This window comes from Kitasatospora sp. NPDC032150, assembly GCF_055579945.1.
Genome location: NZ_JBVIMH010000047.1, coordinates 1 through 12906, shown reverse-complemented (window position 1 = coordinate 12906; position 12906 = coordinate 1). Strand labels below are relative to the sequence as shown.

Sequence of the window (12906 nt, the reverse complement as noted above, 5' to 3'; positions counted from 1 at the left end):
GGTCAGTGGCCCGTGAAGTGCGGGGTGCGGCGTTCCCGGCGGGCCCGGACGCCCTCGCGGAAGTCGGTGGTGGCGGTCGTCACCGGCTGGGCCAGGGACTCCCAGGCCAGGGCCTGCTCGACGTTCAGCGGGCCGCGGTTGAGGCCGTCCTTGGTCAGCCGCACCGCGAGCGGCGCCGCGGCGGCGATGCCGTCGGCGGTCGCGAGGGCGGTGGCGAGCACCCGGTCCGCGGGCAGGACCTGGTGAACCAGGCCCAGCGCGGCGGCCTCGGTGCCGTCCACCAGGCGCCCGGTGAACAGCAGTTCGCGGGCCCGCGGCAGGCCGACCGCCTCGGCGAGCAGCGCGGTGGTGGCCATGCCGGGGTGCAGGCCGAGTTGGACGAAGGGGGCGCCGAGTTTGGCGTCCGCGGCGGCGTACCGCAGGTCGCAGGCGAGTGCCAGGGCGAGGCCGGCGCCGATCGCATGGCCGTTGACGGCGGCGATGGTGGGCACGGGCAGGTCGCGCACGGACAGCCAGGTCCGGTAGAACGCCGTGAGGTGGGCCCTGGCGGCGGCGAGGCCGAGGTCGTGGCCGGCGGCCAGATCTCCGAGGTCGGCGCCGGAGCAGAACGCGGGGCCGGTGCCGGTCACCACGACGGCCCGCAGGTCGGGGCTCTCGCGCAGGGCTTGCACGGCGGTGCGCCACTGCTCGGTCAGCCGGCCGGTCATCGGATTGCGGCGGTCGGGGTCAGTGAGGGTCAGCACGACGACGCCGCCCGGCCGGTGCTCGACGTGCAGGGGTTCCTGCTCGGTCATGACGGTTGCTCGATTCATGGTGGACGGCTGGTCAGTGGGCACAGGGCAGGCCGAGCTCGGTGAACACTTCCTCGGTGTGCTCGCCGATCCGGGGGCAGTGCCGGTGCAGGCCGGCCGGGGTGCGCGAGAAGCGCACGGGGTGGCCGATCAGGTGGTAGCCGCCTTCGGTGGGGTGCTCGACCCGCTGGAGCAGGCCGCCGTCCTGCGCGTACGCGCTGGTGGCGGCCTCGGTCAGGCTGAGGACCGGCGCGGCCGGGATGCTGACCGAGTCGCAGAACCGCTGCCACTCGGCGTTGCTGTGCCGGGCGGCGAACTGGCCGGCCAGTTCGTACAGTTCGTCGGCGTGGCGGGCCCGGTCGCCGAGTGAGCGGAAGCGGGGGTCGTCGGCGAGCTCGGGGCGGCCGACGAAGCCGAAGAAGTCCCGCCAGTTGCGGTCGCTGTAGGGCAGGATGCACATCCAGCCGTCCGCCGTCCGGGATGCCTTGCGCTGGGAGCTGAGGGCACGCGGGTAGCCGATCGGTCCCTCGGGCGGGTCGAGGGTGGCGGCCGCCAGGTGCTCGACCAGGTTGAAGGCCAGCATGGTGTCGGCCATCGGCACCTCGACGTGCTGGCCGAGGCCAGTGGCGTTGCGGTGGTGCAGCGCGGCCAGCACGGACTGCGCGATGACCAGCCCGCACACCTTGTCCACCAGCACCGTGGGCACGTAGTAGGGCTCACCGCTCACCTGTTCGTTGAGCCACACCAGGCCTGAGGCGGCCTGCACGATGTCGTCGTAGGCCGCCTGGTTGCCCAGCGCCGAGTCGCTGCGGAACCCCTGCGCGTTGACGTACACCAGCCGCTGGTTGACCGCGGCGACCTCGTTGTAGTCGAGACCGAGGCGGACCAGGGCCTGCGGGCGGACGTTGGTGATGAACACGTCCGCGGTGGCGACGAGGGACAGCAGGGCATCGCGGCCCTGGGGGGCCTTGAGGTCGATCGCGACGCTGCGCTTGTTCCGGTTGAGGTTGAGCGCACCGACTCCCATGCCGGGGTGGCGCAGCGGGGGGAGGTGCCGGGTCATGTCCCCGGCCGGCGGCTCGACCTTGATCACGTCGGCGCCCAGGTCGCCCAGCTGCTGGGATGCGTAGGGCGCCATGATCACGCTGGCCAGCTCGACCACGCGCACTCCGGCGAGCGGGCCCGGGCCCGCCATCCGTTCCTGTTCCGGCGACATCGCCGTCCTCCGGTGTCCGTGGACCGGCCGGTCGCCGATCGACTGACTGACACTCAACTCCGAGGAAGTCATATCGTCCAATACTTTCTGATGTGGCATCCCATATGCTTCACCATATGGAACTGACCCAACGACTCCTCGAGCAGTTCGTCGTCCTGGCCGAGGAACAGCACTTCGGACGGGCCGCCGACCGCCTCTCCATGCGCCAGCCGCCGCTCAGCCAGGCGATCCAGCGACTGGAACGGGTACTCGGCGTCAGCCTGTTCGAGCGCGCGCCGCGCGGGGTGCGGCTCACTGCGGCCGGGCGGGCCTTCGCCGAGGACGCGCGGCGGCTGCTGGAGGCCCAGGCCGCGGCGGTGGACCGGGCGCGACGGGTCGCCAGCGGGCAGGAGGGCGAGGTGCGACTGGGCTTCATCAGCAGCCTCGGCTACCACTACGTGCCGAATCTGCTGCGCCTCGTTCACACGGAACTCCCCGGGCTGCGGCTGCAGTTGCGCCAGCATTCGTCGGTCGAGCTGGTCGAGATGCTGCACGCCGGGACGCTGGACCTCGCCCTGGTCCGACTCCCCGTCGCGGGCAGCGCTGACCTGACGGTCCGCCAGGTCGGTGTCGAGCGGCTGATCGCCGTGCTGCCGGAGCGCCACCCGCTCGCCGCACAGGACTCCCTGGCACTCGCGGACCTCGCCGACCACGACTTCGCCGTCCTTCGTCCCGGCGCCCTGCCGGGGCTCGCCCTGCAGGTCGCGCTCGCCTGCGCCGAGGCCGGGTTCACGCCCCGGCCACTGGGACAGGCCGACGACCTGCCCGGTTTGCTCAGCTACGTCGCGGCCGGCCTCTGCGTGGTCCTGGCGCCGGAGCAGGTGCGCTCGCTCGGCCTGCCCGGTGTGGTCCACCGCCCGCTGCACGGCAGTTCGCCGCACCTGGAGACGGCGATCGCCGCGGTGCACCGGGCGGGCAGCACCGACGCGGCCGTCCACCGGGTCGTCGGGCTGTTCGGTGCGCCCGCCTGCGCGCCGGCCGCGCCGTAGGTGAACCACCTGTCGGCCGGGGCTCGTCCTACCGGTTGCGGCGGCTGACGATCCACGGTGGCCGACCCGGCGTGCCCGGTCTCGGCGCCGGACCACCGGCGGCACCACGCGTGAGCGCCCCTGCAAGCCGCCCGCTCCGTCCCTTGCGCGGAATCGCCGCCATCCGACAGGAAGAACCCAGAATGAAGCGCCTCCGAGCCGCCGTCGTCCTGAGCGCGGCGGCACTCGCCACCGCGGCCGGCACCACCACCGCCTTCGCCTGGCCACCGGGCAGCATCACGCTGACCGCGTCGTGCCGGAACCACCCGGGGAAGATGACCCTGACCGTCCGGGACGCCTACTCCGCGGGCGCCGACTTCACCCTCACCGGCCCGGCCTCGACCCCGGTCGTCACCGGCCACGTCCCGGCCGCGGGCACCACCGACGAGATCGTGCCCTACACCGGCGCCGGTGCGGTGTGGACCGTCACCGTCACCACCGACAAGGGTGAGAAACTCACCTCCTCGGTCACTCTCGGCACCGAGAAGGGCTGTCTGCCGGCCCCGCCCCCGAGCCCCTCGCCCAGCTCGACCCCCTCCAGCACCCCGACCGCGACACCGAGCCCGACCCACAGCACCACCCCGTCCGGCACCCCGACCACGACGCCGAGCCAGGTCCGCAGCACCAGCCCGACCCCCGGCCCCACGTCGTCGACCCCGAGCCGAGCCGACGCGCCGAGCCCGTCCAGCGCGCCCGTGCTGGCCTACACCGGCACGAGCGACACCGTGCCGCTCGTCGGCGGCGCTGTGGCGCTCATCGCCGGAGGACTGGCACTCGGCTGGTACACGCGCCGGGCCCGCCGGCACGGCTGACCTCCACCGCACCGGCCCGCCCGTCACCGTCCAGGTCACCGGCGGGCCGTTTGCTCTTCTGGCAACTCCGTTGCCCGGTACACCCGTGACGAGCGAAAGCCGTCCGGCGCCGGGCGGTGTGCTCCGGCGCCGGACGGCGGCTTGGGCCGACCCGCCTCACGGCTGGTAGACGGACTCCATCCGAACGATCCGCCCCTGGGCGTCGGTCGTCAACTCGAACAGGGCTTGCCGGTACCGCGGCAAGGCCGCGGCCAACTGATCGACGGTCATCGCGCTGGGGTGGGAATCGTCGGTGAAGGGCGCCGTCACCGCGATCACCACGTCCGCGGACACCGTCATCGGCTGGCTGCTGCCGTCCGCGACGAAGGTCACGTGCACCGGGCTGTCGCAACGCCAGTGTCCGGGGGTGGCCACGGCCAGCACACCACCGTCCTGGCGGTTGACCTCGTCCACCGCGTAGGTGTGCGGGTGCTGGGAGTCGAAGGCGCACGCGCCGCCGCCCGGCGTCGAACCACCGGCCGGCGACGTCGCCGGCGCGGGAGCCGCAGCGGCAGCGCCGGCCGCGGCGGTGGTGGCTGCGGCCGTGGTGGCCGCGGCAGTGGCCGCGGCAGTGGTCGCGGCCGAAGCGGCGGCCGTGGGGGTGAGGACGACCGGGGCGGCGGCCGTGGGGTTGCCGGAGCAGGCGCTCAGGGCGAAGGCTCCGACCAGCAGAGCGGCACCCGACGCGTACCGGCGGGCGAGTCCAACCGAACAACTCATGACGTGAATCTCCTTGGAGAATGGGCTACTTGCCAACGAACGGCCCGCTGCTGTGGACGAACGGACCCGGTGTCCGGGGCGGTTCACCGCTCCTGCCGCAACGGCCGTCCTCGCAGCGGCCGGTGGGCCCAGACGGCGCCCGCCGGACGGGTCGACCGATCGACCCCGCGCCGGGTCGCACCACGACGGTCCGCCGCAGTGAGACGCGGCCGCACGCCCGGCCGGTGGCTGGAGTCGCGCCCTACGACTGCGCGGTGTACCGGCCCGGACGCCACCCCCGCCGTCGGCCAAGGGGGACGACAGCACGTGCGGCGGCGACCAGCACCAGTACACCGGCCGCGGTACCCGCGACCGCGAGCGCCTGCCGTCCGGAGCGTTCCGCCCGCGGCTGCGGCATGGTCAGCCCCGCCGGTGCCGGCGCCGGCCGCGCGGCCGAGCCGGACTCCTCGGGCAGGACGGCACCGACCGCCACAGGAGGGTCGACGGTGCCGTAGCCCAGGCGCGGATCCGGCAGTTGCGTGCCGGGAGCGTAGGCGGTGGCCTCCAGCCGGTGGGCGAGCTGCGCCTCGCCGAGCGAGGGATGGTAGCCGAGGACGAGGGCGGCCGTACCCGCGACGAAGGCGGTGGCGTAACTCGGACCGGTGGCCGTGAACTCCCCGGTGCCGCCCGGCCCCGGACCGGTCACCGCGTCGCCGGGCGCCAGCAGGTCGACCCGGGCCTGGGAGGTGCCGACGGACCGGCCCATGCCACGCGGCCTGCCGTCCGGCCCGAGGTCGGACACCGCAAGCACCTCCGGATCGGCGGCCGGGTACACCGGCGCCCCGGCATCCGGCCCGCCGTCGGCGCCGGCCGGTGCCACGATCAGTGCGCCCTTGCCGACCGCGTACCGCACGGCGGTGCTCAGGCCGTCGCTCCCGGTCGCCGCCGGTACGGCCACGTCGATCACCCGGGCGCCGCCGTCAGCCGCGGCCCGGATGCCGGCCGCCAGCAGGTCGGCGGTGGTGGCCCCGCTGCCGTCGGTGACCGCCACCGCGAGGATCCGGACCCGCGGCGCAACGCCCACGGCGGCCGTGCCCGTCCGGTGGCCGGCCGCGATCAGTCCGGCGACGAACGTGCCGTGGCCAACGCAGTCCCGCCCGGCGTCTCCCGTCCCGGGCAGCCGCGGGCCGAGCGCGAGCCGCCCGCCGAGGAGCCCCGCCGAGTCGTCCACTCCGGACCCGAGCACGGCCACCGTCACGCCCGCACCCTCGCTCAACGGCCAGGCCCGGTCCGGGCGCAGGAAGGTCTGCGGCCAGGGCACGCCGCCGTCCCGGGCGTCCGAGGGCGCGAGGCACCCGTGCTGCGCGGGATCAAGAGTCTGCGAGATGTGGGGCAGCGCCGTCGAGGCGGTGGGGGCCGTCGAGGCGGCGGGGGCCGTCGGATCCGCGCCGGCCGGCGCCGACGCCGCGAGCAGCAGTCCCACCGCGAGCAGCGCGGCGAACGCGCGGCACCCGGTCATGCCGTACCACCGATCCGCTGCGCCGCGAGGTCCTGCGGCAGCAGCAGGCTCAGTTCGGCCAGGTCGCCGATGTCCAGCCGGCTGAGCCGGCCGGCCTGCCTCGTGATCATCTCCTCCAGCGTCTGCCGGGCGAACCGGCCGTTGCCGAAGCTGCGGTCGCGCGGCACGGCGGCGAACAGTTCTCCGAGCGCGGTCAGGGTCTGCGGCGCGCAGGTGTAGCCGGCCGCCTCGGCCTGGGCCCGGACGATCGCGACCATTTCCTCGTCGGTGTAGTGCTCGAAGTCGATCCGGCGGGAGAACCGCGAAGCCAGTCCGGGGTTGGAGGCCAGGAAGCCCTGCATCTCCTCCTGGTAGCCCGCCACGATCACCACCACCTCGTCGCGGTGGTCCTCCATCAGCTTCATCAGGGTGTCCACCGCCTCTTGGCCGAAGTCGCTGCCGCCGTTGCGGGGCGTGAGGGTGTACGCCTCGTCGATGAACAGCACACCACCGCGGGCACGTTCGAACGCCTCCCGGGTGAGCTGGGCGGTGTGGCCGATGTAGCGGCCCACCAGGTCGGCCCGGGCCGTCTCCACCAGCTGGCCGCCGGGCAGCACGCCCAGCTCGGCCAGGAGTTCGCCGTACAGCCGGGCCACCGTGGTCTTGCCGGTGCCGGGTGGACCGGCGAACACCAGGTGGTGGCTGATGGTGGCGGTCGGCAGGCCGACGCGCTCCCGGCGCCGGACCTGCCGGATCAGGTTGACCAGGTCCTCGACCTGCTGCTTGGCGGCGGACAGGCCGATCATGGCGCGCAGTCGGTCGAGCAGCACCGTGCTGGCCTCCTCCGCGTCGGGGGCGGGGGCCCGGGCCGCCGCCGCGGCCGCCTCGACGCCGACATCGGCGGGGACGAGCTGCGCGAGGTCGACGTCGCCGACCTCGGTCGACGTCGCCAGCCTGGTTGCCTGGCGGTCGACCAGTTCCTCGAACACCTTGCGGGCGGCCCGTCCGTTGCCGAAGTCGGCTCCCTTGGGCATCCGCTCGAAGTGGGCGGCTAGGGCCTGACGGGTGCCGTCGGCCAGTGCGTAGCCGTGGCCGGTGGCGCTGCGCTCCACGATGGTGACCAGTTCCTCCACCGAGTAGTTCAGGAACTCGACGGTGCGGCTGAAGCGGGAGGCCAGGCCGGGATTGGAGGCCAGGAAGTCGCCCATCTGCGCCGAGTAGCCCGCCACGATCACCACGACCTCGTCGCGGTGATCCTCCATCAGCTTCACCAGCGTGTCGATGGCCTCGCGGCCGAAGTCCGGGCCGGTGCCGCCGGAGCCCGCCGACAGTGTGTAGGCCTCGTCGATGAACAGCACACCGCCCAGCGCCCGGTTGAACACCTCGGTGGTCTTGATCGCGGTACCACCGACGATCGAGGCGACCAGGTCCGCCCGGGCCACCTCCACCAGGTGTCCGCTGGGCAGCACGCCCAGGTCCGCCAGGATGCTGCCGTACAGCCGCGCCACTGTGGTCTTTCCGGTGCCGGGCGGCCCGGCGAAGATCAGGTGGCGGCTCATCGGCAGGCTCGGCAGGCCGGCCTGCTCGCGGCGCCGGGCGAGCTTGTTGAGATTGACGAGGGTCGCGACCTGCTCCTTGACTCCGTCCAGGCCGACCAGGGACTGCAGGGCCGCCAGTGGGCTCTCCGGGTCCACCCGGTCCGGTTCCCCAGCCGCGGGCTCCCCGACGGCGGCCGCCGCGGAACCCGGGTCGTGGCCCGGACCGGCGGGCCAGCTGCCGGCGTCGGCCGTACCGTGCGCGTCCGCGACCCGGTTGTCCCGGCTGGTGAGGTTCTCCACCGACAGCCGGGTACTGGGCCTGGTCTGCCGCAGGCCGCTGCCGCGGTTCCCGGCGACCGTGCAGTCGGTGACCCGCACCGGCTCGGCTGAATCGATCCGGATGCCGTCGGCGGTGTTGTCCGCCGCCTCGCATCCGCTCAGGCTGGCCCGAGCGCCGTCCGCGATCAGGATGCCGTGCCGCCGGTTGCCGCGCATCCGCGAGCGGGTCATCGCCAGTTCTCCGCCGTCCTCGACGACCACCCCGTCCTGCGCGGATTCCAGCAGGTCACAGTCGCGCAGCGCGACGGTTCCGGTCGCACCCACCGAGATCCCGGCCGAACCGGCGCCCCGCACCCGGGTGTCGCCGACATAGGTGTTGGCGCCCTCGGCCACCCGTACGCCCGCCTTGCCGGGCGAGGACACCTCGGAGGCCTCGATCCGGCCCCGCCCGTCGCGCAGCACCTCCACCCCGTGGCCACGGGTGTCGACCAGGCTCAGCCGCCGCAGCAGCGGGTTGGCACCGTCGCGCACGCTCACCCCGGCGCCGGCCACGTCCCGGACATCCAGCCGGTCGAACTCGGCCGCGCTCTCGTCGACCAGCTCGACGCCGGCCTGCTTGCAGTCCGCCACCGACGTACGGACGAACGAGGGACTGGCCCACTCGCCGACCCATATGCCCGCGAGGTCGGCGCCACGCACTTCGCACTCCTCGAAAGTGCCGCGCGAACGGCCCGTGACGTGCAACCCGTTGCCGCCCGTCCGGGACGTACGGCAGCGCCTGAGCAGCGGGTCGGTGCCGCCGGCCAGCGCGATGGCGTGCCCGGTGGTGCCGGTGACGGTGACCTCCTCCAGCACCACTCGGGACGCGGAGCTGATGTAGACCCCGACCGCGGTGTCCCGGACGGCGGTCCGCAGCAGCCGGGTGGAGCTGTGCTCTTCCAGCGCGACGGCGGGCTTGTCGGTGCCCGAGATCTCACAGTCCTCGATCACCCCCCGTCCTTCGCCGTTGACGCACACCCCGTTGCCGCGGGCGTCCCGCAGCACGCAGTTGCGCACCACCGGGTCGGCCCGCTCCCCGATCACCACGGCGGAGGTGCCGAGGTGCTCGATCACGCAGTCCTCGACCACGCTGGTTCCGCCGGAGGTCTCCACGATGCCCGCGCCGGCCGGGTTGACGACCCGGCAGCCACGCATCGCCAGAGTTCCCTGGCGGCGCGTCAACATGGCCGTCCAGGCGTTGCCGACCACTTCGCAGTCCTGCACGGCCGCCTGGCCGCGCGAGACGTCAACGGCCGGCAGTTCCTCGTCCTGGCCGTGCAGGACCAGACCGGTCAGTTGCACCGCGTCGGCCGCCACCTGGATCGCGGAACCGCGCCTGGGCGTGATCCGGACGCTGCCACGGCCGTCCTCGGCGGTGATGGTCACCATCTTGGTGATCACGAGGTTCTCCTCGTACCGGCCGGGGCGCACGGTGATCACCGCTCCGTTGCGCGCCACCCGTAGGGCCTCGCCGATCGTTCGGTGGGCACCGTCCAACCGGTCCCCGCACACCGTCAACAGATGGCGCGTCATGCCCGCTTCCCCTTCGTCGTTCAGCTCGTGTGGTCAGGCACAGGTGGCCGGGGCACCCGGGTCGGCGGCGCACGCGGCACCCGCGGCGGTCGGCCCGGTCGCGGCGGCCGGGTGCGGCGGACCCATCGGGCCGCGCTGCTGGCCGGGGTCCACGCAGAGACGCGCGAGCAGCAGGGCCAGTCCGATGAGCACCAGGCCGCAGATCACCGCGGCGGCGGTCACGGATCGGGAGAGCCGGCCAGGTGCGGACACTCCTCGTGCGGGCGCTGGTGCCACCCGGGCTGCCACGGCGCCGGAGCGCAGGCGCCGTGCGGTGCCCGCGTCCGTCGCGCCGGCCGTCACGATCACGGCCGGCGGTGCCGGTGCCCCGCTCGCGCCGGAACCCGCCGCGTCCGGCGCCTCGAAGCCGCCCGGACGGATCCGGGCGGCCGGTGCGGACCGGACCGGCCCGGGTACCGGGCGGTCGCCGGTCGCCTCCAGGCTCTCCTGCGCCCAGGCCACCGTCGGCAGTTGGTATCCCACGGCCACCGCCCTGGGCGGCTCGCCCGCATTGCCGTACCGATCCGTCTCCACCATGGCCCCCTGGCCCGACCCGTTGTTCTGACAACGCGTTCGACGGACGGCGGGGAGTTCGGAGTTCACGTCGTCCGCAGGCGTGGCGGTCAGGCGTGCCAGACCGGTTCGTCCTCGGTCCGGGGCGGGGTGAGCACGAAGGCCGCGGCCCGCTCGACGGTCCGCGCGTCCGGTGTCCACCCGAACGAGCCCACCGCCAGCAGGTGTGCCAGGAGTGCCGGCTCGGGGGCGAGCCCGTGCTCCGCCAGGTAGTACGTGATGGTGTCGGTCCAGATCCACTGCCCGTCAGTACGGAAGTTCATCGGGACGGCGGCCGTGCGGGACGGGTCGACCACGTCGACCATCAGGGCCGGAGTCATCAGCACCGGCGCACCGGCCCGCAAGTAGGCGAGCAGCGGGTCGCGGGCCCGCGGGTCCACGATGACCGGGTGGTCGGCGGCGAAGGCCGGACCGGTGACCGGGTCGACCAGGTCGAAGACCGCGGCGAGCCGGAACGGCTCCGCCTCGGCGTCGGGCTCCATCTCGTCGGCCATGACAGCATCGCCTCCCAGGCGTTCGCAGGTGCGCCCGGCTGCCCGGGCGTTCCCCGTTGGCAACGGGCCCGCCGGCCCGGCGGGTTCAGGCTCAGGCCTCGCCGTCGGTGCCGCCGTCCGCGAACGCCGTCTCCCAGTCGGCGACCGGCAGCGAGCGGAGCGGCGCCAGCGCGTCTGCGCTCTCACCGGGACTGATCGACGGGGCCGCCGGCCGCCGCAGCCGCCGCTCCCACCGACGGTCCGCGTCCCGTTTGCGCACCAAGGCATTCGCCTCCTGGTCGGTCAGGTGGGACAGGTGCGTCAGTACCCGGACGGCACTGACCGCCTCCAGGTCCCGGACCTGCCGCAGCAGGACGGACAGGCGGTCCTCACCGGTGTCACGGCGGATCCGCTGGTTCGTCCGCAGCAGCTCCAGCAGCTGGGCGCCGAACGCCGGCTCGTCCTGCGGGGTCGACCGCGAGGACGCGTGGACGGTGCGGACGAGTGGCTCCTCCCCGTCCCGCCAGGCGGAGAGCCTGCCCTCCTCGTCTCGGTGGGTGGTCGCCCCCGGCCCGGGGTGGCGGATCGCCCGGCCCCACAACAGTGACAGGCGCTCCACCGCGTCCCGGAACTCCTGATAGCCGTAGCCGTCCGGTGGCGCCGTCACCCCCAGCACCACCTCCCCGCCCCCCGTTGCAACCGCCGGACCCAGCACGTCGTCGACGAGCTGCCCGACGAACCGGGCCGCGTCGGGCGAGGTCGCGTCGAACGACCAGTGCGCCTGCTGCCCGTCCACGACCGGCAGCTCGATCCGGCCGTCGTCGGACACCGTGAAACTGACGCTGCAGCTCGCCCCGCCCTCCTCCGCCACGGGCGGCTGCCACGCGTCGCCACGGTGGAGCACCAGCCCCGCGGGCAGGCCCGGCCCGCCTTGTTCGACCGCGCCGCCATCGCCGGGCAGCGGGCGGAAACCCTCCGGCGCGGTCACGGCGTTCGGGGGCCAACTGCCGTCGGTGGGCAGGTGACCGGAGTACGTGGCGCAGAGCGTCTCCTCCGCACCGGCGGGGATCCACAGGTGCTGCCAGGACCCGCCGGACACGAAGCGCGGCACGCCCTGCGCGTCGAAGCCGACCGTCTCGGTCACCAGCAGGTCCCCGCGCGCGGCGAGATCGACGGTGTGCGGCCCGGTCACCTCCGGTACCACCCAGAGGGTTCCGGCGGGGGCGAGGACATGGAGCTCCCGCCCGGGCAGCAGCCCGCTCAGCGCCCGCAGCACCTGCCCGGCGTAGGAGGCGGACCGCTCAGCGGGGGAATCCGCGGACGGCGGATGGGTTCCGGCGGCACCGGCCGCCGCCCGCTCAGCGGTGGCCTCGGTGCCGCCCGAACCGCAGATCGCGAGCTGGACGGCCCTCCTGTCCTCCCATCCCGTGCTCGGCCGCAGCCGGACCAGGAGGTGGGCCATCTCCTCCGGAGCGAGCCGCGTGCCCTGCCAGGTCGGCACGCCATCCGGACGGTCGGAGTGCGCCACCACCCTGAAGAACCGGTGGTCCTCGGGAAGCAGCGCCGTCGCCTGCTCCAGGCGCTCCCGCAACAGCGCGTCCGTCGACGGGTCCACCAGTTCGATCCCCGAAACCCGGCTGCTGACCGCAAGCGCCGCCACCATCTCCTCGACGCGGTCCGCGACCGCGGTCACCGCGTGCGCGGTGGCCGGGACCGGTCCCGACGGGCCGAAGGCGGAAGCGCCGACGATGGGTGTCAGCCCGACGGCGGACTGCGGCTCCGCGGGCATCTCGGTGACGCCGAGCCGGACGGCCACGGCCGGATCAAGGGAGAACGGCCCGGACTGCCAGGACACCGGCCCGCCGGCGAGGGCCTCCAACGCCGACTTCGACCGGTCGAGCGCCGCCAGCTTCACGAACAGGTCCTGCTCGGCCCCCGGAGCGTCACCGGCCTGTGTCGGCCGGGCCTGCTCGTCGGCCGGAGCACCGAGGCGCGCAAGCCGCAGGAGGTCGAGCACCCTGCTGCGGTCCACCCCTTCGGCCGGATCCGAGCCGTGCTGCTGGAGGCCACCACCGTCGGCCTCCCCGGCCGACTGCTGCGACGCGCCGTGCTCCTGCTCGACCTCACCGGAGCCGTCGCCGTCCTCCGACTCGTGGTAGAAGGCCTCGTACTCCTCGTCGTCCTCCTCGTCGGCCTCCGAATCCGGCTCCTCGGGACCGGTGCCCGGGTGGTCCTCCTCGCCGCCATCACCCAGGGCCGACTCCTGCGACACGCCCTGCCCCTGCACGACCTCACCGGAGCCGTCGCCGT

10 protein-coding genes are annotated in these 12906 nt (G+C 74.1%); 2 read left to right on the top strand and 8 right to left on the bottom strand.

The genetic code is table 11. The features are described 5' to 3' along the window. Positions 1–2: 2 nt before the first annotated feature. Complete coding sequence (locus ACZ5ON_RS32980) at positions 3–794, bottom strand: enoyl-CoA hydratase/isomerase family protein (protein ID WP_465600416.1); 792 nt, start codon at positions 792–794, stop codon at positions 3–5. A gap of 31 nt (positions 795–825) precedes the next feature. Beyond that, the gene (locus ACZ5ON_RS32975; protein ID WP_465600414.1) at positions 826–2007 is read right to left on the bottom strand and encodes a CaiB/BaiF CoA transferase family protein; all 1182 of its coding nucleotides are present in this window, start codon (positions 2005–2007) and stop codon (positions 826–828) included. Positions 2008–2123: 116 nt separating this feature from the next. Between ACZ5ON_RS32975 and ACZ5ON_RS32970 the strand changes: the two genes are divergently transcribed. After that, positions 2124–3035 carry a LysR family transcriptional regulator gene (locus ACZ5ON_RS32970; RefSeq protein ID WP_465600411.1) on the top strand — a complete coding sequence of 304 codons (912 nt, stop codon included), beginning with the start codon at positions 2124–2126 and terminating at the stop codon, positions 3033–3035. A 182-nt stretch (positions 3036–3217) separates the two neighbouring features. Then, positions 3218–3886, top strand: a complete 669-nt coding sequence (locus ACZ5ON_RS32965) for a hypothetical protein (protein WP_465600410.1) — start codon at positions 3218–3220, stop codon at positions 3884–3886. A 156-nt stretch (positions 3887–4042) separates the two neighbouring features. On the opposite strand, the gene ACZ5ON_RS32960 is transcribed toward ACZ5ON_RS32965, so the two are convergent. From ACZ5ON_RS32960 to ACZ5ON_RS32935, 6 genes are all read right to left on the bottom strand, one after another. Continuing rightward, the gene (locus tag ACZ5ON_RS32960) at positions 4043–4645 is read right to left on the bottom strand and encodes a hypothetical protein (RefSeq protein ID WP_465600408.1); all 603 of its coding nucleotides are present in this window, start codon (positions 4643–4645) and stop codon (positions 4043–4045) included. A gap of 241 nt (positions 4646–4886) precedes the next feature. Further along, complete coding sequence (locus tag ACZ5ON_RS32955; protein WP_465600405.1) at positions 4887–6143, bottom strand: S8 family serine peptidase; 1257 nt, start codon at positions 6141–6143, stop codon at positions 4887–4889. Continuing rightward, on the bottom strand, positions 6140–9511 hold the full coding sequence (locus tag ACZ5ON_RS32950) for a right-handed parallel beta-helix repeat-containing protein (RefSeq protein WP_465600402.1): 3372 nt from the start codon (positions 9509–9511) through the stop codon (positions 6140–6142). The genes ACZ5ON_RS32955 and ACZ5ON_RS32950 overlap by 4 nt, the downstream gene beginning before the upstream one ends. Positions 9512–9544: 33 nt before the next feature. After that, a complete protein-coding gene (locus ACZ5ON_RS32945) occupies positions 9545–10087 on the bottom strand; it encodes a hypothetical protein (protein WP_465600400.1) in 543 nt (180 codons plus the stop codon). 86 nt (positions 10088–10173) lie between these two features. Then, positions 10174–10617 carry a hypothetical protein gene (locus tag ACZ5ON_RS32940; RefSeq protein ID WP_465600398.1) on the bottom strand — a complete coding sequence of 148 codons (444 nt, stop codon included), beginning with the start codon at positions 10615–10617 and terminating at the stop codon, positions 10174–10176. Between the two features lie 91 nt (positions 10618–10708). After that, on the bottom strand, positions 10709–12906 hold a 2198-nt coding region (locus ACZ5ON_RS32935; RefSeq protein ID WP_465600396.1), incomplete at its 5' end, for a hypothetical protein.